Source organism: Paraclostridium sp. (genome assembly GCF_051657365.1).
Classification (GTDB): Bacteria; Bacillota; Clostridia; order Peptostreptococcales; family Peptostreptococcaceae; genus Paraclostridium.
Genome location: NZ_JBOFKN010000106.1, coordinates 1 through 21855, shown reverse-complemented (window position 1 = coordinate 21855; position 21855 = coordinate 1). Strand labels below are relative to the sequence as shown.

The 21855-nt window shown below is 25.6% G+C and carries 27 protein-coding genes; 6 read left to right on the top strand and 21 right to left on the bottom strand.

The features are described 5' to 3' along the window. Position 1: 1 nt before the first annotated feature. The 8 genes from ACRCYC_RS08160 to msrB all read right to left on the bottom strand — a co-directional run bounded on the left by ACRCYC_RS08160 (position 2) and on the right by msrB (position 5818). Positions 2 to 493, bottom strand: coding sequence for a hypothetical protein (locus ACRCYC_RS08160; RefSeq protein WP_438618633.1), 492 nt, complete (start codon positions 491 to 493; stop codon positions 2 to 4). 12 nt (positions 494 to 505) lie between these two features. Next, positions 506 to 949, bottom strand: a complete 444-nt coding sequence (locus ACRCYC_RS08155; RefSeq protein ID WP_438618632.1) for a hypothetical protein — start codon at positions 947 to 949, stop codon at positions 506 to 508. Beyond that, positions 939 to 1793: a DUF5685 family protein gene (locus tag ACRCYC_RS08150; RefSeq protein ID WP_438618631.1), complete on the bottom strand. Its 855-nt coding sequence runs from the start codon at positions 1791 to 1793 to the stop codon at positions 939 to 941. The genes ACRCYC_RS08155 and ACRCYC_RS08150 overlap by 11 nt, the downstream gene beginning before the upstream one ends. Before the next feature lie 186 nt (positions 1794 to 1979). Next, positions 1980 to 3071 carry an ornithine cyclodeaminase family domain gene (locus ACRCYC_RS08145; protein ID WP_438618630.1) on the bottom strand — a complete coding sequence of 364 codons (1092 nt, stop codon included), beginning with the start codon at positions 3069 to 3071 and terminating at the stop codon, positions 1980 to 1982. An 87-nt stretch (positions 3072 to 3158) separates the two neighbouring features. Next, positions 3159 to 3512, bottom strand: coding sequence for a hypothetical protein (locus tag ACRCYC_RS08140; RefSeq protein ID WP_438618629.1), 354 nt, complete (start codon positions 3510 to 3512; stop codon positions 3159 to 3161). A 79-nt stretch (positions 3513 to 3591) separates the two neighbouring features. Beyond that, positions 3592 to 4053, bottom strand: a complete 462-nt coding sequence (locus tag ACRCYC_RS08135; protein ID WP_438618628.1) for a metallophosphoesterase family protein — start codon at positions 4051 to 4053, stop codon at positions 3592 to 3594. Between the two features lie 59 nt (positions 4054 to 4112). Beyond that, positions 4113 to 4778, bottom strand: coding sequence for a Bax inhibitor-1/YccA family protein (locus ACRCYC_RS08130; protein ID WP_438618627.1), 666 nt, complete (start codon positions 4776 to 4778; stop codon positions 4113 to 4115). Positions 4779 to 4864: 86 nt separating this feature from the next. After that, positions 4865 to 5818: a peptide-methionine (R)-S-oxide reductase MsrB gene (gene msrB / locus ACRCYC_RS08125; RefSeq protein ID WP_438618626.1), complete on the bottom strand. Its 954-nt coding sequence runs from the start codon at positions 5816 to 5818 to the stop codon at positions 4865 to 4867. 249 nt (positions 5819 to 6067) lie between these two features. On the opposite strand from msrB, the gene ACRCYC_RS08120 reads away from it, so the two are divergent. From ACRCYC_RS08120 to ACRCYC_RS08110, 3 genes are all read left to right on the top strand, one after another. Further along, the gene (locus tag ACRCYC_RS08120) at positions 6068 to 6556 is read left to right on the top strand and encodes a DUF2975 domain-containing protein (RefSeq protein WP_438618625.1); all 489 of its coding nucleotides are present in this window, start codon (positions 6068 to 6070) and stop codon (positions 6554 to 6556) included. Between the two features lie 14 nt (positions 6557 to 6570). After that, complete coding sequence (locus ACRCYC_RS08115; protein ID WP_438618624.1) at positions 6571 to 6795, top strand: helix-turn-helix domain-containing protein; 225 nt, start codon at positions 6571 to 6573, stop codon at positions 6793 to 6795. Between the two features lie 140 nt (positions 6796 to 6935). After that, positions 6936 to 7382: a MarR family winged helix-turn-helix transcriptional regulator gene (locus tag ACRCYC_RS08110; RefSeq protein ID WP_438618623.1), complete on the top strand. Its 447-nt coding sequence runs from the start codon at positions 6936 to 6938 to the stop codon at positions 7380 to 7382. Positions 7383 to 7458: 76 nt separating this feature from the next. Here the strand turns inward: ACRCYC_RS08110 and ACRCYC_RS08105 are convergent, their stop codons facing one another. The 3 genes from ACRCYC_RS08105 to ACRCYC_RS08095 all read right to left on the bottom strand — a co-directional run bounded on the left by ACRCYC_RS08105 (position 7459) and on the right by ACRCYC_RS08095 (position 9074). After that, complete coding sequence (locus tag ACRCYC_RS08105) at positions 7459 to 8325, bottom strand: ROK family protein (protein ID WP_438618622.1); 867 nt, start codon at positions 8323 to 8325, stop codon at positions 7459 to 7461. A gap of 352 nt (positions 8326 to 8677) precedes the next feature. After that, positions 8678 to 8923: a hypothetical protein gene (locus ACRCYC_RS08100; protein ID WP_438618621.1), complete on the bottom strand. Its 246-nt coding sequence runs from the start codon at positions 8921 to 8923 to the stop codon at positions 8678 to 8680. Between the two features lie 10 nt (positions 8924 to 8933). After that, positions 8934 to 9074 carry a hypothetical protein gene (locus ACRCYC_RS08095; RefSeq protein WP_438618620.1) on the bottom strand — a complete coding sequence of 47 codons (141 nt, stop codon included), beginning with the start codon at positions 9072 to 9074 and terminating at the stop codon, positions 8934 to 8936. A gap of 161 nt (positions 9075 to 9235) precedes the next feature. On the opposite strand from ACRCYC_RS08095, the gene ACRCYC_RS08090 reads away from it, so the two are divergent. Beyond that, a complete protein-coding gene (locus tag ACRCYC_RS08090; RefSeq protein WP_438618619.1) occupies positions 9236 to 9811 on the top strand; it encodes a beta-class carbonic anhydrase in 576 nt (191 codons plus the stop codon). 270 nt (positions 9812 to 10081) lie between these two features. On the opposite strand, the gene ACRCYC_RS08085 is transcribed toward ACRCYC_RS08090, so the two are convergent. From ACRCYC_RS08085 to ACRCYC_RS08070, 4 genes are all read right to left on the bottom strand, one after another. Continuing rightward, positions 10082 to 10345 (bottom strand): hypothetical protein, encoded by a 264-nt coding sequence (locus ACRCYC_RS08085; protein ID WP_438618618.1) that lies wholly within the window; start codon positions 10343 to 10345, stop codon positions 10082 to 10084. Positions 10346 to 10491: 146 nt separating this feature from the next. Beyond that, a complete protein-coding gene (gene hcp, locus ACRCYC_RS08080; RefSeq protein ID WP_438618616.1) occupies positions 10492 to 12129 on the bottom strand; it encodes a hydroxylamine reductase in 1638 nt (545 codons plus the stop codon). Positions 12130 to 12215: 86 nt separating this feature from the next. Beyond that, complete coding sequence (locus ACRCYC_RS08075) at positions 12216 to 13817, bottom strand: diguanylate cyclase (RefSeq protein ID WP_438618615.1); 1602 nt, start codon at positions 13815 to 13817, stop codon at positions 12216 to 12218. 22 nt (positions 13818 to 13839) lie between these two features. Next, positions 13840 to 15612 (bottom strand): HD domain-containing phosphohydrolase, encoded by a 1773-nt coding sequence (locus tag ACRCYC_RS08070; protein ID WP_438618613.1) that lies wholly within the window; start codon positions 15610 to 15612, stop codon positions 13840 to 13842. A 214-nt stretch (positions 15613 to 15826) separates the two neighbouring features. Here ACRCYC_RS08070 and ACRCYC_RS08065 point away from each other — a divergent pair, with 214 nt between their 5' ends. Then, positions 15827 to 16102 carry a hypothetical protein gene (locus tag ACRCYC_RS08065; protein WP_438618612.1) on the top strand — a complete coding sequence of 92 codons (276 nt, stop codon included), beginning with the start codon at positions 15827 to 15829 and terminating at the stop codon, positions 16100 to 16102. A gap of 72 nt (positions 16103 to 16174) precedes the next feature. On the opposite strand, the gene ACRCYC_RS08060 is transcribed toward ACRCYC_RS08065, so the two are convergent. From ACRCYC_RS08060 to ACRCYC_RS08045, 4 genes are all read right to left on the bottom strand, one after another. After that, the gene (locus tag ACRCYC_RS08060; protein ID WP_438618611.1) at positions 16175 to 16345 is read right to left on the bottom strand and encodes a hypothetical protein; all 171 of its coding nucleotides are present in this window, start codon (positions 16343 to 16345) and stop codon (positions 16175 to 16177) included. Between the two features lie 90 nt (positions 16346 to 16435). Continuing rightward, positions 16436 to 16972, bottom strand: coding sequence for a GNAT family N-acetyltransferase (locus ACRCYC_RS08055; RefSeq protein WP_438618610.1), 537 nt, complete (start codon positions 16970 to 16972; stop codon positions 16436 to 16438). Positions 16973 to 17121: 149 nt separating this feature from the next. Continuing rightward, positions 17122 to 17583 (bottom strand): hypothetical protein, encoded by a 462-nt coding sequence (locus tag ACRCYC_RS08050; protein ID WP_438618609.1) that lies wholly within the window; start codon positions 17581 to 17583, stop codon positions 17122 to 17124. Positions 17584 to 17650: 67 nt separating this feature from the next. Further along, positions 17651 to 18580, bottom strand: a complete 930-nt coding sequence (locus ACRCYC_RS08045) for an ROK family protein (RefSeq protein WP_438618608.1) — start codon at positions 18578 to 18580, stop codon at positions 17651 to 17653. Positions 18581 to 18768: 188 nt separating this feature from the next. Between ACRCYC_RS08045 and ACRCYC_RS08040 the strand changes: the two genes are divergently transcribed. Beyond that, complete coding sequence (locus tag ACRCYC_RS08040; RefSeq protein ID WP_438618607.1) at positions 18769 to 19905, top strand: AI-2E family transporter; 1137 nt, start codon at positions 18769 to 18771, stop codon at positions 19903 to 19905. A gap of 19 nt (positions 19906 to 19924) precedes the next feature. Here the strand turns inward: ACRCYC_RS08040 and murJ are convergent, their stop codons facing one another. Together murJ and ACRCYC_RS08030 are read right to left on the bottom strand one after the other, a co-directional pair. Then, positions 19925 to 21490, bottom strand: a complete 1566-nt coding sequence (gene murJ / locus ACRCYC_RS08035) for a murein biosynthesis integral membrane protein MurJ (RefSeq protein WP_438618606.1) — start codon at positions 21488 to 21490, stop codon at positions 19925 to 19927. Between the two features lie 88 nt (positions 21491 to 21578). Further along, positions 21579 to 21855, bottom strand: a 277-nt coding sequence (locus ACRCYC_RS08030) for a GHKL domain-containing protein (RefSeq protein WP_438618604.1), incomplete at its 5' end; no start/stop codon positions are given.

The following is a 21855-nucleotide window of genomic DNA, read 5'->3' as shown; positions in this document are numbered from 1 at the left end:
TTTATCTTAGTTTCATTATTTTTCTTAATTTTTCATCGTAATATTCTATAAACAAAGTGTATACATAGTCATATATTAAAAATACTATCTGAAATGCACATATTGTGAATATATTTACAGGTATAAATATTATACTTCTTAATATGAAGTACAATGCAAAAACTGATATATTTGCAAATATCAATTTCAAAAATAAGTCTATAAACAAAGGCCTATCTCTTTCAATTAAATATTTAATTAAACCATAAATACCAAATGTAAATATATATAGTAACCATTGTGCCTTATTGGATATAACTAAAAAGCTTAATATAGATGATGCTATATAAAACGCTATACCCATCTTAACTCCATACTCAACTATAATAATAGATATCAATAACGATGCTAAACCCATAAAAAACAAAGTATTCATAGGTATTATGTTAGAAAGTAATAACAAAATAATATTTACAGCTAGAAGAATCCCTCCATATGCTATTTTTTTACTCATATACTATCACCCTTAACAGCACTCTATGAAGTCTCCACCAAAACATTCACATATACTATCTAAACACCATAATTTAGTACAAGTTTCACAACAATCATCTCCACAGCAACAATCATCACAACAGCAGCAACAACAACATCCATCTAAATCACTACGTCTTCTTCTATTATAATTTCTTGCTCTTCTATCATAGTTATCATAATTGTTGTTGTATCTTAATATAGCAGATTCATAATCTTTATTTTCTGGACTCAAAGAAGTCGCTTTGTTTAAAAATTCTTCTCCTTGTTCATAATAGCCTAAGTTCAGCGATGCTACTCCCATCAAATAAAACCACTTAGAACTACTTTTATCAGCTATAGAAGATAACAAATCATAAGCCTTTTTAAATTCTTGATTGTTGATAAAATTATTAGCTAAATTTAATTTTTCATTATAACTAGGATTACTGTACATTAACTTCACACCCTTTATTCAATATATTTTTATATCTAAGATAAACTCCTGAATAAACTATGTTTTCTATTATGTTTACATTAGTTTTAATATGTAATTTATCTATAGACTGTGTTAAATATCCTAAACTTATAGAAATAAGTTTATCTACCCTTTTACTTAATTCATCTTTTCTATCAGCATATTCAACAAATGGATTGTATCTTCCTTTTTTTATATCTTTATCTAAATCTTCGTATGCATCTAATGTATATATGTACTTACCTATATTAAAGCCTATCCTTCTTAAGTCATACTCATATTCATCATTTTTGTATGCAAATATTTCACCCATAAGGTTTCCAAAAGTATTTGATACCTCATCTATATTAGTACTCTTTTTAGTTTCAAATTCTTGTAAATTTTCTAATTGTTCCTTTATGTAATCAGCTTTTTGTGGATATTTTTCATAAGCTTTATTTAGTTTACCCTTGTATATATTATATGCTAATATATCTTTTATTCCTTTATCATCATTTAAATTATCTTCTAGCTTATAGTAAGTTAAAAGTACATTCATACTAGCAGCATATTCCGTTATCTCATTTACTATTCTAGCTTTCTTTTTAACAGGATTTGCAATACATACCTCTTGAGTTATTGTAGACTTAGGCCTATATACAGATGTTAAAAGTAGTATTAAAAATGTTATATCATAATTTAATGATAACCTAGAAATTTCACCATGGTTTTGTTTTAAATATTTACATAATCCACAGTAGTAACCTTTATACGTGTCAAATTCTCTAAAAGTTAAATCCATTTTATTTATTCTAACATATCCAAACATACATATCCTTTCCATTCAAAATATAATTAAGTATACATAAAATAACTAATACCCTAATTATCTTTGTTCATATAAATATATTATCTTTTTCTTTATATAATATACACTTTTTATCATTATATCAATTATCATCCAAATTTTAATTACTACATGTATTAAAAAAAGAGATATCTCATTTTTTGAGACATCCCTTTTTATAAACTAATCAACTAAGTTTTCAGCTAACTTTCCTAAGAAATCTTGTACATTAGTAACCATAGTTATAACTTCTAAACTACCTCTATCTCTTAGCTTATTAACAGCAAATTCTGAAATATCTATAGTGTAAAAATTAACTGGTCTAATTTTACCATCAACAAGTCTATATGAAGGAGTCATATTCCCTACAGCTATAGTATGAAGTTGAGTAGCTAAACAAATTACTGTTGTAGCTTTTTTCACATGATTTCTCATAGCATCTTGTGCTTCATAGACATCTCCATAAACTATAGGTAATGGTCCATCATCCCTTATAGATCCTCCAAGAACTATAGGAACATTATTTTTAACACAAGCATGGATTATTCCATCTTTTATATTTTCATTTTCAATTAACTTTTCTATAGAACCAGCTTTTCTCGCTTTATTTAATAAATCTAGATGATGATAATGACCATCTTTTATAGATTCTTGTGTATAAACATGTTGTCCTAGTGCCGTTTCAAATACTCCAGCTTCTAAATCATGTGTAGCTACTGCATTTCCACCTAAGAATGCATCTACATATCCATTGTCTATTAAAGATGCCATAGCATCTCTTGCTCCTTTAGAAAACACTGCTGCCGGTCCTAGAACCCATACTATGTATCCATGATCTTTTTCATATTTTAATAACTCATACATATTTTCATAATCTTTAGTATATGATGTTTCTCTTGATCTTCCTGATCTAAAAGCAAATACATCGCCTTTAGCTTCTTCTTCACTTTGGAATCCATTTGGATATAAATATATTCCATCTACAGCATCCTCAGTTCTTCCTACAACAACTTTATCCCCTACTTTAAGTCTTCTAAATTCTACAACATCAATTTTATTTTCATCCGTTATAACAGGTACACAGTCCATTCTAGTTTCTTCTGCCAATACCCACTCACCTTTTACTTTGAAATACTCTGGATATATAGACATAGCATGATAATTATCAGGTGCTACTCCATCTTTTTCAACTACTCCATATGTTGCATCTGGCGCTTTAACAAATCTTTCTTGTGTAAAATCAGGCGATTTATACTCTCTTAATTTAAAAGTCATCTCTACAACCCTCCAAAATAATTTATCTTTATTTTACCTCTTTGATATAATTATATCATTTTTTTCAAAAAATTTGGTGCATAAACTCTATTTTAAAGAAAACGTTAACTCTTCTTCATTATATTCACCTTCACTTGATATTTCTAACTCTTTCAAAATAACTCTTATTATCCCTTTATTTAGAAATAAATTTCCATTTACATTAACTATTTTTAAATTTTCATCATCATATTTAACCTTAATATATTCCGTTAATTCATCTTCAACAATTATATTAAATTTTTTATCTAAATAAACTTTAAACAGCCAAGACATAGCTTTATCATTTAGATTATTAATTAGATAATCTATAAATAAATATATTTCTCCATCTTCTTCTATTTTCATAAATTCAGGGACATCGTTTATTAGCTTGTCTATAAAATTATCAAACCTATCCATTTTATTCCTCCTATTATTATATGTATATCTCTTTATAAAATATTTTATCAAAGGTTAACTCTTAATGCATTTTTTTCATCTATATTTCTATATAATCTAACTTTATATTTTCTATATTTTCATCATTAATTTCTATCTTATTCATAGTAGTTGGAAGTTTAAACCTCCTAGGACCTACAGAACCTGGGTTTATATATAATATCCCATCTTTTTTGTAAAATTCTTTTTTATGTGAATGTCCATATATAACTATATTTATACCTAATGATTTTAAATCTTTATCTATATTCCTTATATCGTGAATTATATATATTTTAATTTTATTAATTTCAATAATTTTAAACTCACTTACATCATTAAACTCTATACTTTTATCACAATTTCCTTTTACATATTCACAATTAGCTATTTTATTTAAATCTTTTATTATTTCCATTTTACCTATATCCCCTGCATGAATTATTAAGTCACAATCACTTAAATTACTTTTAACTTCACTTCTTAAAAGTCCATGAGTATCTGAAATCACGCCAATTTTCATATAAATTTCCTTTCTTTTATTAAAAATCCCCTCTAGCAAAAGGCTAGAGGGGAAATATATTATTCTTTAAAGTCATATATTAAGTTCAATAAATCTAAGAATATATTTATAAAATCTAAGTATAAATTAAGAACATGTAATGATAAATCTTTGCTATCATTTATATTTCCATTGTCTATATCATTTTTTATCAAACTTACATCATATAATATATATCCACTAAATATAGCTATACTAAAAATAGTAACTACTATATTAAAAAATCCATATCCCATAAATGCTGCAATTATAGAAAGTGGTATTAAGACTATTAATCCTATAAATAAAGTATTTCCTAATCTTAAATATTTATCACTTTTTTCTTTTTTTGCTACCATTGATAGTACAAAAAATATCAATGCAGTAACTACTAAAATATTTATTACAACTTGAGTTCCTAGTCCACCTATATACATTTCAAGTATTGGATATAATAATATTCCATTTATAAACGTAAATAAATATACCCAATTCATACTAAATCTAGATGGTATCTTGTCTTTTCTAGATACTAAACATAAAATCAATAAACATACTATTACAACTATAACTATAACATTTGCCACCATTACTAAACTTTCAGGAACAAACATTTTACCAAATCCATATCCTATAAAGCAAAATAATATAGATATTGCTAAATATTTAAATACTTCAGCCATTGGATTAACTATTACTTTATTCATTTAAATTCACTTCCTCTTATAATCTGTAACATAATTATAACTTTTTTATACCCAAAATTAGTTAAATTATAGTTACAAAATAAACTTTAGTTTAGTAAATTTAAATAATTTTCATATCCCTCTTTTTTCATATTTTCTTTTGGTATAAACTTAAGTGCAGCTGAATTTATGCAATATCTAAGTCCGCCTTGATCTTCTGGTCCATCATCAAATACATGACCTAAGTGAGAATTAGCTTTTGTACTTCTAACCTCGATTCTATACATATCATTAGAAAAATCGCTCTTTTCTCTCAAAACTTTTTCACTTACAGGTTTTGTAAAGCTCGGCCAACCACATCCTGAGTCAAATTTATCTTTGGAAGTAAATAAAACCTCACCACTTACTATATCTACATATATTCCTTCTTGTTTATTATTCCAATATTCATTACTAAAAGCTGCCTCTGTTTTATCATTTTGAGTTACTTCAAATTGTATAGGCGTTAACTTTTCTTTAAGTATATTTCTTTCATTATTATTTTTGTCCCAATTATTTTTTATAAAATCATATCTACCAGAACCTCTATAATACATTTCATAATGTATAGGTTCTTTTTTATAATAATCTTGGTGATATTCCTCAGCTACATAAAAAGTTTGTGCTGGTAATATTTCTGTCATTATCGGATCATCAAATAATTTACTTTCATCTAGTTCCTTTTTCGACTTAATAGCTAAGTTTTTTTGATTTTCATCATGATAAAAAATAGCCGTTTTGTACCTTCTTCCTCTATCATTAAATTGACCTTGTGAATCTGTTGGATCTATTTGTTTCCAAAATATATTTAATAAATCTTCATATTTAACTATCTCATCATCATAAGTAATTTGAATAGCTTCTAAATGACCTGTTGTTTCTTGACAAACTTGATCATATGTAGGATTTTTAATTTCACCACCTGTATACCCAGCAGTTATTTTTTCAATTCCTTCATATTTACTAAATGGTTTAAACATACACCAAAAACATCCGCCTGCAAATGTTGCTAATTTCATCATATTAATATCTCCTTATTATCTATAGTTAAATTCTTTATTTTTAAATTTTTTATTCTTTTTTATTTATTCCCTGTTTTTATTTACTATAATCTAAATAAACCTATTGTTTCATTATATAAATACTCATAAATATTAAATTCATTAACTTTCAAACTCATAGCTTATTCTTTTTATATAATTATTTATTGACATTCAATAAATAATTATATATTATTAAAATCATAATAAAATGGAAATGAGGTAAATTTTATGAAAAATAGCACAACTTCTAAAATTTTAAACATAATCGTATTGTTAGGAATAACAATTACATGTATACTTCTTTTAGGAACACCCCTAATAGTAACAGCCTTCTTTAAAAGTAATTATTCAATATTAGACCATAAACTTATAATGATTGTTGTCACATGTATTTATTTATGTGGTATTCCTTATCTTATAGCATTATTTAACTTAAAAAGACTTTGTGGGTTAATAGCTAAAAATAATCCTTTTTCAAACAAAATAGTCAAAGCTCTAAAACAAATATCAATATGCTCTTTTAGTGAAATTTTTATATTTTCTGTATGCATATGGTATTTAAAGAACCATATACCATTCTTTGAGAATACACTTTGGATTGGACCTTTTATAGCAATTGCATTTGTAGCTATAACAATTGGACTTTTAGCTTTAGTAGCTTCTGAACTTTTTAAATTATTTATAAATATTAAAGATGAAAATGATAAGACAATATAGAAAGGAATTTTAATATGCCAATTATTGTTAACTTAGATGTCATGATGGCAAAAAGAAAAATGAGTTCTACAGAGCTATCTGAGAAACTTGGAATTACTATGGCTAATCTTTCAATTCTAAAAAATAATAAAGCTAAAGCTGTTAGGTTCACTACACTAGATGCTTTATGTAAAATATTAGAATGCCAACCAGGTGATATATTAGAATATGTTGAAGATGGAGACCCTAGATTAAAATAATTTTAATAATAAATTTGAACCACCTTTTATACAATTTTATAAATGAGTGGTTTTTTAATATAAAGATATAGTTTCTGTATATATTTATATGTTATTATATTATATAAATATATTTTAACCTTGTTTACGGAGGTGTTACTTTGAACGATAAATATATTGTATATTTCATTAGTCGTACTAAATCTAATATGATTAAGTTTATAGAAAATAGATTAAAAAGTAATGATTTGAATGATTTGATTCCTACTCATGGTAATATACTTACTGCTCTTTATGAAAGCGAAGGACCCTTAACTATGAAGGAAATTGCACAAAAAATTGGTAAAGACAAATCTACTGTTACAGTTTTAGTTAATAAGTTAATTACTTTAGGATATATAAAAAAAGATAAGTGTAGTATAGATAAAAGAGTTACTTATATTAGTTTAACTAAAAAAGCATTTGATATAAAAGATAAATTTGATTTTATTTCTTCTCAAGTAAAAGAAACTGCATATGCCAATTTTACAGAAGATGAAAAAAAAGAGTTTTTAAGATTACTTAGAAAGTTAAGCAAAAATTTTAAAGATGCAAATGATAATTTTTAAAAACTTTAATTTTATAAAGATTAATAATAGATCTAAATAAATTTTATAAAGACATCTATTATTAATCTTTTGATTTTTATTTATTTTTTTGTAGGTAATTTTTTAAAGCACCTATCATACCACTATCATTTTGATTTTTAGCAAATTTTATATCAGTGTTTTCTAAAATATCACTTACTACTGTTTTTCTTAATTTCATATCTAATCTTGGTTTTATATATTCCTCTTGTTCCATTATCCCCCCACCAAGAACTATAACTTCAGGATTTATTATATATATAATATTTGCAATTCCTATAGCTAAATTTTCCAACATAACATCAATTTCTTTTATACAAATTACATCACCCAAATTAGCTAATTTAAATATCTCTTCGCCTGATAAATTTTCATCTTTTAACTGTGATACATTTCTTACTAAAGAACTTGTAGTTGCAAGTTGACTAAATCTAGAATTTTTTATATGCATATATCCTAATTCTCCGGCACTGTTTGTAAATCCATGTATAATCTTTTTATCAATTATTATACATCCTCCTATACCTGTACCTACTGTTATACATACACTTGAAGATGTATCTTTAGCTTCTCCCATAAAACTTTCCGCAATTCCCATACAATTTACATCATTTTCCACTTCACATTTTATTCTAAACTCAGCCTCTAATTCCTTTTTAAGCTCTATTCCAGAGTAACCTGGTATCAATGTTGCAGATACAACTTTACCATTTTTACTATCTATTATACCTGCACTTGATATGCAAATCCCCTGGATATCATCATTTTGACTACAAATCCTTACTATATTTTTTATATTCTCTAGTATATCCATATTATTTTTTATTGTCGGTGTTTTATCTTTTAATACAAACTTACATCCTTCTGTTAATATAGAGTATTTTATATAAGTTCCACCTATATCCAAACAAGCATATTTCCCCATTTTATCCCCCTTATAAATACGACTATTACAAACTTCCATTTAATCACATAGAAAAACCTATATTAGTAAAAAAGTATTTTATTAATTTCAACTTTTCCTTCACAGATACCTTCTCTTTATATTAAATTTAATATGTCTTTATAAAAATTAATGTAAGTAATTACAAGATTTCTTATACCATTTTAATTTGTAATTATAGTTTCAATAATTTTTATATTTATTATTTATTTCTCAATTAAAAAGTGTGTACATTTCCCTATTTTAGAAAAGTACACACTTAAATTTATGTTTTATTTTAATAAATAGATACTTATATACTTGCATAAATAATTTTATACAAACTTATAAACCCCTATTTACTATGTTTTTTCATTTCTCTTTCTAATCTTTGTTCCTCAAAATTTTCAACTTCCAATTTTCTTTGTGCTTTATGTTCTGCTTTAGACTCTTTTTGAGCTTCTTGATAATTTAATTTATTATTAATTTCACTTTCTTTTTTATCACATTCACAAGATTTTCTTTCTATCTTGTTACATGCTCTTTCTTCTGCTGATATAACTTTTTCTAATTTATTTTTTTCTTTATTTAAATTGCTCATGATATTCCTCCTATTTATGTTCTTTAGATTTTTCCATTTGTTCTTTTCTATTTAATTCATTTTTCTCTTCATTTTGTTTTGCTTTGTAATTACAATCTTTTCTTTCTATATCTTCTTTTACAGATCTAAAGTTCATTCTATCTCTACTCATTGCTAAAACCTCCTCATTTATTTTATATTTTATATATACCCAAAATTTATTATGCAAACATTTTTATAACAAAAGCATATATTTTTTAATACTTGTAAAACTATTTAACATGCTATAAAATTATAAAAACTATATTAAATATTAGTGGAGGGATATTTCTAATGAGTATTGAAAATAGAAAATTAGATGCAATATTAGATTATAATAAAGAATTTATAAAAAATAAAGAATATGAAAAATATGAGACATCAAAGCATCCAGATAAAAAAATAGTTATTCTTTCTTGCATGGATACAAGATTAACTAATTTACTTCCAAAAGCTATGAATCTTAAAAATGGAGATGCTAAAATAATTAAAAATGCTGGAGCTACTGTACTTCATCCTTTTGGAAGTATTATGAGAAGCATAATTGTTGCAATTTACGAATTCGAGGTAGATGAAGTTTTAATTATAGGTCATGATGGCTGTGGCATGTGTAATTTAAATACTCAAGATTTATTAAATAAAATAGTAGATAAAGGCATCTCTAATGAAACTATAAATATACTTTCAAATTCAGGTATAGATATAAAAAAATGGCTTCATGGATTTGAATCTGTAGAAGAATCTATAATAGATAGTGTTGAAATGGTTAAAAACCACCCTCTAACACCTAAAGATATAATTATTCATGGTCTAGTTATTTGTCCCGATACCGGGAAAATAGATATAGTTGTTGATGGTTATAAAAAATAAATAAAATTTATATTTGTTAGTTTTTTTACTATTTACAAATTTATCCATTAGGAATATAATTAAAGTGTTCAATATATCTTAAGTTTGAACATTGTGTGATAGATTACATATCATACTCCTGACTTTGTTTTATTTTATTTGTTTTGTTGAGATACCTTGCATCCTACGGTAAGGTGCAAGATATAAACGTTCAGTTTTGAACTATAGTGTAAAACGTATTAGAAAGAAGGCATCTATTTAAGATGCCTTCTTTCTATAAAAATAAACTGTCTATACAATAACTTTTGTGATATTTCCAATTTTATCTTCTATAGTTATAATATCCAAATCTTTATAGTTTCTAGATAACCATTTAATTTCTCTCATAGCTAAACTAACTTCTGATGATGTCAATTTCCCTATAAAATATTTTTCTCTTTCTTTTTCATATTTTTTATCTGTTAACCAACTTCTAATAAAAGTAAAAGCTATTGTGTTTGGTATACTATTTATATTTGCTTTTTTAGATTTTGATGCTTTAGCAATAATTTTCATAAACTACCTCCAAGTAAAGATTACTTATATACTAAATTATATTTATTGATAGTGATCAATATACTCAATAGTCTATAATTACATATTAATAGTTAACAAAAATAAAGGAGTTCAAATATGAACTCCTTTTAATATCTATTTAAATATTATCCTAAAAACATTTTTAAATCGTCTTCAACAGTAGTTATTCCACCTATCCCAAAGTTTTCAACTAAAACTTTTGCTACATTTGGTGATAAAAATGCTGGTAATGTTGGTCCTAAGTGTATATTTTTAACTCCTAGGTATAATAAAGATAATAATACTATTACAGCCTTTTGCTCATACCAAGCTATATTAAATGCTATAGGTAATTCATTTATATCTTCTAATTCAAATACCTCTTTAAGTTTTAATGCTATTAGAGCTAATGAATAAGAGTCATTACATTGACCTGCATCTAAAACTCTAGGTATTCCATTTATATCTCCTAATGGTAATTTATTATACTTATACTTAGCGCATCCAGCAGTTAAAATTACAGTATCTTTTGGTAAAGCCTTAGCAAAATCAGTGTAATAATCTCTTGATTTAGCTCTTCCATCACAACCTGCCATTACGAAGAATTTTTTTATAGCTCCAGATTTAACAGCATCAACAACTTGATCTGCAAGTGCAAATACTTGATTGTGTGCAAATCCACCTATTATTTCTCCCGTTTCTATTTCTTTAGGTGCTTGACACTTCTTAGCATGTTCTATTATTTCAGAAAAATCTTTATCATTTTCTGAATTTCCTTTTATATGAGTACATCCTTCAAATCCAGAAGCTCCAGTAGTATATATTCTATCTTTATAACTATCTTTTGGAGGAACGATACAGTTTGTTGTCATTAATATTGGTCCATTAAAACTTTCAAATTCTTCTTTTTGTTTCCACCAAGCATTTCCATAATTTCCTGCAAAATGATCATATTTCTTAAATGCAGGATAATAATGTGCAGGTAACATTTCTGAATGAGTATAAATATCTATGCCTGTTCCTTCAGTTTGTTTTAATAATAGTTCTAAATCTTTTAAATCATGTCCTGATACTAATATACCTGGGTTATTTCTAACGCCTATATTAACTTTAGTTATTTCCGGATGACCATATGTTCCAGTATTTGCACTATCAAGTAAAGCCATTCCGTCTACCCCTACTTTACCCGTCTCTAATGTTAAAGCTACTAATTCATCTACAGTCAAAGTATTGTCTAAAGTTTTAGCTAATGTGCTTTGCATAAATGCATTAACTTCTTCACTATCATAGCCTAATGCATTAGCATGTTTCATATATGCCGACATTCCTTTTAGCCCATATATTATTAGTTCTCTTAAACTTCTTATATCTTCATTTTCAGTAGCTAATACTCCTACTTTAGTTGATTTTTCATCCATCTCTTCTTTAGTTGTTGAATTCCATATGGCAGCTTGAGATAAGTTTTCTTTATTATCTAAAGTAGCTATTAACTCTTCTTTTATAGCTAAAGTTTTTGCAACTCTTTCATAAAATACTATATCATCAAAGTTTGCATTAGTTATTGTTGTAAATAAATTTATAGTTATTAAGTTGTTTACATCCTCAGATACTATTTTCTCCTCAGCTCTAAGTCTTGTCGTAACCTCTGATAATCCTTTTGTTGTATATATTAAAAGATCTTGCATTCTAGCTAAATCTGGTGATTTTCCACAAACACCAAATTTAGTACATCCTGTACAACCTGCTGTTTCTTGACATTGAAAACAAAACATCTTATTTTCCATAATATTACCTCCTATTTTTTAACTTTATCTTATATACTCATTATATATTTAAATAAAAATAAATAGCGTAACCTAGGTTACGCTATTTATATATTTTCTATATGAGTATATTTATTTCGACCATTTTCTTTAGATATATATAAAGCTTTGTCTGCTAAATTAATAGCATCTTTAAGATTTTCCTTTGAATAAACAGACGAAATCCCAATACTTATAGTTATATAATCATTAACAGTAGAATATTCATGTTTAATATTTTCTTGTGATATATTTTCTTTTATTCGCTTTGCAAATATAATGGATTCTTCTTTAAGCATATCTTTAAGGATAACACAAAATTCTTCTCCTCCATATCTAAATACCATATCATTTTCTCTACAACTATTTTCTAAAATTTTAGCTACGCACTTTAAGACTTCATCACCTTTTTGATGCCCATAATTATCGTTATATAGTTTAAAATAGTCTACATCTATCATTAATACTGATATAGGAAAATCTTTACGTTTAGCATTACGTTTATAAAATTCTAAATATCGTCTATTGTAAATATTGCATAATCCATCTCTCATTGAATCTAATCTTGTTTTCCTCATATTTTGATAAATAAGTATTACTATTATAACAAGAACTACATTTATAAGTATAAACATAATCATTGTTCTTTTCATTATATCTACCTTATTGTCTTCACACATCATATTATTTAAGTGGAATTTATACTGTTTGTCATTGAGAATAGTTATTTTTTGGTCTTCATCATAATATCTTTTTATTAATTTATTATATTCAAAATTATTACCGATTTTCTTATAAATATCTATTCTTTCTCTTATAGCAAATTGAGATATATAAGAATCGCCTTCTTTTTGTCCATATTTTTCAAGTTCTTTGAATGATTGTATAGCTTTTTCTATATTCCCAATTTTTTTATAGTAAATAGCATAAGCTCTATTTCTCATCATCTTATTTTCAGTATAAAAAATTTCATAATTATCAGATTCTAATTCATTAATTTTATTAAAGTAATTATCTATATTATCAAACTTATTATTATATAGATCTCTTATAATTAAATCTGAATAGTACATTATAAGAAGATCATCTTTATTAGATTCTGGCAACTTATCTATATATTTTTCAATTGTCATAAGTATCTTGCTAAATTCATCCATATTACCAACATGTAAATATATCTCTGCTAAATTAAGCAATGCATATGTTTTTATACGTGCATCACTTGGATTATTTTTATCTTCTGATTTTATTATTTCTATTAATAACTCTGCACTTTTTAAATATTCTCCCATATGTCTATACGCAATCGCAGAATTTATATCTATTTTGTATTTATTTTCTACACTTACATATTCATCTGCTTTTTCATACATTTGTACCGCATTTACCGTTTCGCCTTGAAACATATTTATTACACCCAAGTAATTATATATATTAAACTTATCAGCTCTACTTAAAAGAGTAAACTTATATTTATCCATTATAATTTGATCTAACTTTTCTTCTGCCAAATCATATTTACCTTCATGAATTTCATTTTTAACTTGTTTTAATAACTCCTTTTTCTCATATCTAATCTTATTTATCCTATCCATACCTAATACTAAAAAATAAGTACTTATGCATAAAATACTTATAAGTACATACTTTTTCTTGATATTAAATTTCATATATCACCTCTTTAAGATACTTTCATCTTAATTGTTCTTGTTTTAATATATTTATAAATATGTCAGCTATATTTGGGTCAAATTGACTTCCTTTACATTTTTCAATTTCTTTTATAGCATCTTTTTTTGACTTAATTTTATTATAACCTCTATCATTTGTCATAGCATCATATGAGTCTACAACATTTACAATTCTCGCCATTATGGGTATTTCTTCTCCGCTCAATCCTAGTGGATATCCACATCCATCATACCTCTCATGGTGTGTTAATACACCTCTTGCTACATGTGATAACTCATTTGATGCTTGCAATATCCTATAACCTTTTTCTGTATGAGATTTAATCATTTTAAATTCTTCATCATTAAGTTTTTGTTTTTTTAATAATATATCTTCACTAACTCCAATCTTCCCTACATCGTGAAGCTTTGTTACTAATTCAAGTTCATCTAATTGCGCTATTGTAAATCCTAATTTTTTTCCTATTTCTATAGCATGTTTTATTAGTCTTTGAGTGTGTGCCTGAGTCTCAACATTTTTTTCATGAAGAGATTGGCATAATGATAATATCATTGAACTTCTTATACTTTTTTCTTTCAAAAACTTTTGTCTATATAGTTTTTCTTCGGCTTCTTTTAAATTTTCATAAATATCTATATTTAATTTATTTTTTATAGATGCTCCTAGTGATATGCTCATTTCTATTAAATTAAATTGTGACTTTTTACATTCTTCAATTATATTGGCAATTACTTGCTCACATCTAACTTCATTACAGTTTGGCATAAGTATTACAAACTCATCACCGCCCCATCTAAATATATAATCCTCTTCATTTGCAACGAGCTTAAGTATATTTGTAATTTCTATTAAAAGTTTATCACCTTCTAAGTGTCCAAATGTATCATTTACTAATTTTAATCCATTAACATCACCCATTATAACTCCAATGGGAAGATATTCTTCTTTGTTTAACTCATTTATTTTTTCCTCAAAACATGCTCTATTGTACACCTGTGTTAAGCTATCTGTATAACTTAATTTAATTAATTTTTCCTTTAATTCTATTTTTTCTGTGACATCACTAGCTAGTCCTACTATGCCCCATACTTTGCCATCTCCACTTATAACTGGAACCTTTGTTGTTTCTTCAATTCTTACGCTACCATCCGAATTAACTATCTTTCGTTCAGATATTTTTATTTTTTTAGTATTCATTATATATTTATCTTCTTCTACAAACTTTTGTGCTAATTCATTTGGTAAAGCTCCACTCTCAAAATCATTTTTGCCTATCATACTATCTATACCTAATTTATTATAAAAATCTTTCCATTTTTTATTGTATCCAATATATCTACAATCTTTATCCTTGTAAAATATATAATCTGGTATAGTATCTATTATCGTTCTTAATATATGTTCTCGTTCTTCTAGCTGTCTTTGATGTTCTATCCTACTACTTATGTCTATAATCATGCCCATTACACCTATTAATTTTTCATTATTATCAAAAAATTTATTTATATAGCATTTGTTTATTTTGTTGTGAATAGTAACTTCAAATTCAACTATCGATTCCCCTTTTATAATTCTATCTATAGCTTCATTACATTTAATTTTTAATTTACAGCTATCACACATTTGATCATATGCTTTCTCATTTTTATGTAAATCTATTTTATGTAAAGTATCAAATTTTTGATTAGCATATTTTATCCTTTTATCTAAACCCTTTATCCATACTGGAAAAGGCATACTATTTATAACTTGGTTTATGTATTCACCTACCATATTTTATCCCTTCTAATATAACTTTTAAATATTATACTGTAGACCTATATATTACCATACATTCATATTTATTTCATTCTCGTAACCCCTACATATAATTGTGATATTTTAAATTTTTGATATTATATTTAAAATGCGAATATATTTGTTTTATGTAAAATACTATTTAGTATAGGTTTATATTTAATAAATTCTTTCAAGGGGGATTTTTGATATGCTAAAAGTTTATAAAAGAGATTTAAATCAAAAAAATAAGTCTATAAGAAAAGCTGGATATATAATAGGTTTAATATCTGGTCATATGCTAGAAAATGACATCCCTATTCAAATACCTAAGACACCATTTTTAAGATTCGCTGAAAATAGTAATAATAATCTTAATATAGATTTATTATTAGATGGTGAAATAAAAAAATGTGTCATAACTGAAATACAATCACAACCTGCATTTGAAGGATATATGCATATAAATTTCAAGTGTATAGAGTAAGCCCTAACTAAAAAAGGAGCCTTATCTATTTTAAGATATGCTCCTCTTTGTTTTATGTCATAATACTTTATATTAAATTAATGATTGTTCTTTTCCACAAGCTTTACATTTTTGCATTTCAAATGTATATTCTTCATTGTTTTCATTCATATTTTGGTACGTTATTATAGTATGTTTTCTTTCCTTTTCACACGTATTACAAAATACTGATTCTTTTAACTTTCTAGTTTTTAAAATTTCCATATAAATAAACACCCTTTCCTAAATAATTTTGCCTTTATATTACATTATTGAGGTAAGGTTACTAATTTATTCAATCTTTAATAAAAAAAATCAACTTATATATAATGCCATAATTATAGTATTATAATAAATCCCATTTACATACATATCACCTTTATGCATTCCTTCTTTTATAAATCCAAATTTTTCATATAATTTTATTGCTCTATAATTATCTTCTCTAACTAATAATTCAATTCTTTTTGTAATTAAATTTGATTTAGCCCAATTTATTAAAAAATCTAGTAATTCGCTGCCTAGCCCTTCTCCCCAATATTTCTTCAAAATACTTATCCCCAATACTCCATTATGTTTTGTTCTTTCTTTTTTATTAGAATTTATAGATGCTATACTCACTAATTCATCATCAATTATAGCAACTATAATTGATGAGTTCTCAGAATCATTACAACTTTCAATCCATGCTTGCTCCGCTTCTAAAGTACCACTAAATTGATTTGCCCCAAAAGTTAAAAAATCACTTTCCCCACCTATTTGATTTAAATAGTTTATCATAGCTTGTGCATCTTCTTTAATTGCAAATCTTAATGTTGCTTTTTTTCCATTTTTTAAAATTATATCTTTCATATTAAAATCCCCCTAACAACTGAATTACAAATAATTGTAGTATAAAATAAATATATATGCTATCAATTTCAACTTATTCTTCAAATAAAAAAGCCATATAAAAGTAAATAGATAAACTTTGCTTTCACATGACTTATGTATATTTAAAACTATTTTGTATATTTATGTTGAATACTTTCAAATTTAATAAATGCACCTAAAAATATCATTGCAGATGCTAATAATGCTAACCCAATAACTATATAAAATGTACCTAAATATAGCTTAGGTATAAAAGAAACATTTCTTAATGATATTCCAAAAGTTATCATGAAAGCCATGGTTAAAAAACCTTTTAAATCAAAAAATGAAAATGCACAATGTTTTTCTAGTTCAGAGTTTATTATTCTATCTACATTTCTTTTATATATATTTAAAAATACTTTTGTAAAGAAAAAATAAGCTCCTATAATTCCTATTAAAAAAAATATATATTTATTAGGTGCATTTTTTGAAATATCACCTATTCCAATCGATAAAACTCTATCTGCTGCTATTGCCCATACAACTGCTGCAAGAAAAAACAAAATTCTTTTTGAAACTGCAGGTTTAAATTTTTCTGCTATAGTCATAATTTTATCCTCCTAAAATTATAAATTAATATTTATAACATACCCAGGATAAGATCAGTGTAACCAATTAACATTTATTTCTAACTATATAGTTGTATACTGCACCTATTTTACCTGAGTCATTTAAATACTTACAAGCTCCAACATTCCACTTAGAGGCTAAATTATCAAGTCTTCCTATTTCTTTTATTAATTCTATAGATAGTTTATTTAATTCTAATCTTATGTCATTTATAAACACAGGTTCATTGCTAACTCCTCCACCAATAAGAATTTTTTCTGGATCTATAATAAACCCAACATTATAAATACATATAGCTATTCTTCTTATCCATTTTTTATAAATTTCAATTGCATCTTCATCCTTACTCTTAATTAAATTGAAAATTGAAATACCATCTAAAGCCTTATAGTACATATTTTTCTTACTTGCTACCTCTTTAACAAAAGTTATAGTAGAGCTATCTTTATTTAAAGTTTTCACCTTATACCTATCATAAATACCATCAACAATCATGTATCCAAACTCGCCAGAAAAATAATTATTTCCACTAACTAACTTATCATTTATATATAATGCACCACCTATACCAGTACCTAATGTAATACATATAAAATTACTACATTCCATACCATTTCCAATCCACTTTTCAGCTAGTAATGCACAATTTGCATCATTTTCAACTTCAACTTCTATATTTAGTTCTTTTTTTAATAGCTCTTTTATATTTACCTTATCTAGAGCTCTAATAGATCCTCCATCTTGAATATAACCACTCTCAGGGTTTATACATCCCGGTATGCTAAGTCCGATACCCTCTATATTATCATTTTCAAACTCTTCAACTATATATCTAATGATTTTTACAAGCTTCCCCAAATCATGTTTTGGTGTTTTTATATACTCTGATCCTCTTTTTAATTCTTCTCCATAATTATTATATAAACTATATTTTATAGAAGTTCCTCCTATATCAATTCCTAGATATGTCTCCACTATAATCCCCTCCTTACATCTATTTTCATATAAATAATTTTATCATATTACCACAATATATATGTTTATAAACAAGTACTTTAAAACTATTTTATTTTAAAATCTAACTTTATTTTTTATAAACCTCTAAATTTGTTGTATACTGTTGATAGAATTAAATTTTCATCAAAAAGGGAGGTTAGAATTTTATGAAAGATTTCAAACTAAAAAATCAAATCATCATATCAACCTATATAATTGTTTTAGCATTCTTACTTTTAAAAATAACTTCTGTTTTAAGTATATTAGGTCAGTCGCTTTCAGTTTTTAAACCTTTTATTATAGGTATAGCTATTGCATTTTTAATAAATATACCTATGAAATTTTTTGAAAAAAGAATAATAAATCCACTTTTGAAAAAAAGTAAACTTAAAAACACTAAAACAATTTCTAGATTAATTTCATTACTACTTACACTTATCATACTTTTTACATTTATAAGTGCATTTGTAAACTTTGTAGTTCCTCAATTAGTTAAAAGTACTTCTAGTTTAGTTAGTGGAGTTCCGCAATATATTGATTCTCTTCAATCTTATGTTACAAACTACTTTTCTCATATGAATTTATCAAGTAGTTTACATTCAAATATTTTATCAGGAATGGAAAAACTATCAAACTTTGTGATTAAATTTGCAAATTATTTTATATCTAATATATTAGGAATTACTTTTGGTATTACATCCGCTGTAACAAATTTTGTAATAGGATTTGTAATTGCAATTTATATTCTTTTAAGTAAAGAAAAACTTCTAATCCAATGTAAGAAAGTTTTATATGCATTTTTAAGTGAATCAAATGCTAAAAAAGTTATTGATGTTTCACACTTAATACAATCTAAGTTTTCTAGATTTATAGCAGGTCAGTGTACGGATGGAGTTATACTTGGTACTTTATGTTTTATTGGAATGAGTATTTTCAATATGCCTTATGCTCTTCTTGTAAGTACATTAATAGCTATCGCTGACTTAATACCTATATTTGGTACCTTTATAGGAACTGCAATAGCAGCTTTTATCATATTCATGGTAAAACCTATAACCGCTTTATACTTTATTATAATGATTGTCGTAATCCAGCAAATTGAAGGTAACTTAGTTTATCCATTTGTAGTTGGTAACTCTATTGGATTATCTTCTTTTTGGATATTAGTTCCTATATTTATAGGTTCTTCTACCTTTGGCGTGTTGGGAATAATTATTGGAGTTCCACTTTTCAGTGTAATTTACACACTATGTTCTAGATATATAAATAATAGACTTAAAAATAAAAAAGTTCATATTTCTTAATAAAAAAAATCAGAGTTAATTATATTAACTCTGATTTTTTATCTTTTATTTTGCGTATTAAATTATCTTTAATCTTCATACCCATTTCTATTATCATATTTAATTCATCTACTTTCAGTATATACATCAATCCTAGGTAAATTAAACCTCCTATTGATATTGATAGTGCTAATGTTATTACTGTAGATCCTATAACCATAGTTAAGCTGTTATAAGTAAATATTACAACTACACTCATAATAACTACTGAAAATAATGATTTACCAAGTGTCCAAAGTATTTTATCTTGTCCAAAATAACCTGCTCTTTTATATAAACTTATAAATAGGGTAATTGTACATATAATCGAAGATATACTTGTAGCTAATGGCAATCCTGCATAGCCAAACATTCTTGAAAAATAAATATCCATAATTATATTTAAAGCAACAGCTATAATCCCATTTACCATAGGAGTTTTCGTATCTTTTAAAGAATAAAATATCTTTCCTAAAATGTCTCTAAGTGCATATGCTATCATACCGATAGAATATCCAGTTAAAGCTAATGCTGTCATATTCGTAGCATTATTATCAAACTTACCTCTTTCAAATAACATGCTAACTATTGGATTTGAAAGTATTATAGCTCCTGCTGATATAGGAATTATAAATAGAATCACTATATTTATGCTTTTAGTTATTATACTTACAAATCCATCTTTATCTTTATCTACTAGTAACTCTGATAACTTAGGATATATTACCGATGATAATGATACTATAAATATACCCATTATAAATGTGTTTAACTTACCCGCATAGCTTAAAGCTGATACACTTTCAATTCCAAATTTTGTAGCCATACTTTTATCAACCGCTGTGTTAAGTTGATTTACAGCAACTCCAATTAATACAGGTGTTGATAATATTAGCATTTTACCTAAATATTTATCTTTAAAATCTATTTTAAGTTTATATCTGTATCCTTTTTTATATGCATATATAATTTGAAGTACAAATCTAGATGTAAGACCTATACTAGTTCCTATAACCATTACATATGGACTTGTTTTTACACTTAAAAACATAGATGCTATTACAATAATATTAAAAGGAATACTCACAATAGATGGTATTGCAAATTCCTCATTTATATTTAAATATGCTGTTACAAGTCCTGAAATACCAGTGAAAAACCCACCTATCATAAGTATTCTTGTAAATTTAACAGCTACATCAAATTGTTCTCCTTTTAATCCCATAGCAAATAACTTAACTATTACTTCGGGGAAGAATACTCCAAATAAAGTAATCATTAAACTCACTATTATTGTTATATTAAATACATTATTTAAAAAGTTATTAGCTCTTTCTTCGCCTTCTTTATTTTTTATTTCATAATGTAGAGGTATAAATGTAGTCATTATACAAGTTCCAATTAAAGCAAATATTATATCTGGTATACTTACTACAGATAAATATATACCTCCATAACCACCAACTCCATACAAAGAACTTAATACTATATCTCTAGCAAATCCAAGTATCTTACATAATATCCCTAACACCATAATTAATGCGGTATTTTTAGCTATTTTACTCATTTCTTTTCTCCTTATAAGTAATTTATATCTTAAAAGTACCAGTTTAATTTTAGTGCTTCAATACAAGTCGCATGGTTGGTGTTTTTTATTACATAGTTGGTAATGGAATCAATATTTTTACTATAAATTTATCATTATCATAATTCACATTTATCTCTCCATCATATTTATAAACAGTCCTCTTTACATTTTCTAATCCTATTCCATGAGTCAATTTATCATCTTTATCCGTTAATAAATTCCCACTTTTAATTTCAATATCATTTATTTTACTATTTTCTATTTTCATAACAAAAAAGTTTTCGTTTATATACGAACTTTTTAAAATTATATATCTATTATTAATCTCTAATTTTTCGCATGCT

Excerpts from the sequence above, each read along its gene's own strand:
- ACRCYC_RS08160 (WP_438618633.1), bottom strand. The coding sequence starts at position 493 with ATGAGTAAAAAAATAGCATATGGAGGGATTCTTCTAGCTGTAAATATT.
- ACRCYC_RS08155 (WP_438618632.1), bottom strand. The coding sequence starts at position 949 with ATGTACAGTAATCCTAGTTATAATGAAAAATTAAATTTAGCTAATAAT.
- ACRCYC_RS08150 (WP_438618631.1), bottom strand. The coding sequence starts at position 1,793 with ATGGAAAGGATATGTATGTTTGGATATGTTAGAATAAATAAAATGGAT.
- ACRCYC_RS08145 (WP_438618630.1), bottom strand. The coding sequence starts at position 3,071 with ATGACTTTTAAATTAAGAGAGTATAAATCGCCTGATTTTACACAAGAA.
- ACRCYC_RS08140 (WP_438618629.1), bottom strand. The coding sequence starts at position 3,512 with ATGGATAGGTTTGATAATTTTATAGACAAGCTAATAAACGATGTCCCT.
- ACRCYC_RS08135 (WP_438618628.1), bottom strand. The coding sequence starts at position 4,053 with ATGAAAATTGGCGTGATTTCAGATACTCATGGACTTTTAAGAAGTGAA.
- ACRCYC_RS08130 (WP_438618627.1), bottom strand. The coding sequence starts at position 4,778 with ATGAATAAAGTAATAGTTAATCCAATGGCTGAAGTATTTAAATATTTA.
- msrB (WP_438618626.1), bottom strand. The coding sequence starts at position 5,818 with ATGATGAAATTAGCAACATTTGCAGGCGGATGTTTTTGGTGTATGTTT.
- ACRCYC_RS08120 (WP_438618625.1), top strand. The coding sequence starts at position 6,068 with ATGAAAAATAGCACAACTTCTAAAATTTTAAACATAATCGTATTGTTA.
- ACRCYC_RS08115 (WP_438618624.1), top strand. The coding sequence starts at position 6,571 with ATGCCAATTATTGTTAACTTAGATGTCATGATGGCAAAAAGAAAAATG.
- ACRCYC_RS08105 (WP_438618622.1), bottom strand. The coding sequence starts at position 8,325 with ATGGGGAAATATGCTTGTTTGGATATAGGTGGAACTTATATAAAATAC.
- ACRCYC_RS08100 (WP_438618621.1), bottom strand. The coding sequence starts at position 8,923 with ATGAGCAATTTAAATAAAGAAAAAAATAAATTAGAAAAAGTTATATCA.
- ACRCYC_RS08095 (WP_438618620.1), bottom strand. The coding sequence starts at position 9,074 with ATGAGTAGAGATAGAATGAACTTTAGATCTGTAAAAGAAGATATAGAA.
- ACRCYC_RS08090 (WP_438618619.1), top strand. The coding sequence starts at position 9,236 with ATGAGTATTGAAAATAGAAAATTAGATGCAATATTAGATTATAATAAA.
- ACRCYC_RS08085 (WP_438618618.1), bottom strand. The coding sequence starts at position 10,345 with ATGAAAATTATTGCTAAAGCATCAAAATCTAAAAAAGCAAATATAAAT.
- hcp (WP_438618616.1), bottom strand. The coding sequence starts at position 12,129 with ATGGAAAATAAGATGTTTTGTTTTCAATGTCAAGAAACAGCAGGTTGT.
- ACRCYC_RS08075 (WP_438618615.1), bottom strand. The coding sequence starts at position 13,817 with ATGAAATTTAATATCAAGAAAAAGTATGTACTTATAAGTATTTTATGC.
- ACRCYC_RS08070 (WP_438618613.1), bottom strand. The coding sequence starts at position 15,612 with ATGGTAGGTGAATACATAAACCAAGTTATAAATAGTATGCCTTTTCCA.
- ACRCYC_RS08065 (WP_438618612.1), top strand. The coding sequence starts at position 15,827 with ATGCTAAAAGTTTATAAAAGAGATTTAAATCAAAAAAATAAGTCTATA.
- ACRCYC_RS08060 (WP_438618611.1), bottom strand. The coding sequence starts at position 16,345 with ATGGAAATTTTAAAAACTAGAAAGTTAAAAGAATCAGTATTTTGTAAT.
- ACRCYC_RS08055 (WP_438618610.1), bottom strand. The coding sequence starts at position 16,972 with ATGAAAGATATAATTTTAAAAAATGGAAAAAAAGCAACATTAAGATTT.
- ACRCYC_RS08050 (WP_438618609.1), bottom strand. The coding sequence starts at position 17,583 with ATGACTATAGCAGAAAAATTTAAACCTGCAGTTTCAAAAAGAATTTTG.
- ACRCYC_RS08040 (WP_438618607.1), top strand. The coding sequence starts at position 18,769 with ATGAAAGATTTCAAACTAAAAAATCAAATCATCATATCAACCTATATA.
- murJ (WP_438618606.1), bottom strand. The coding sequence starts at position 21,490 with ATGAGTAAAATAGCTAAAAATACCGCATTAATTATGGTGTTAGGGATA.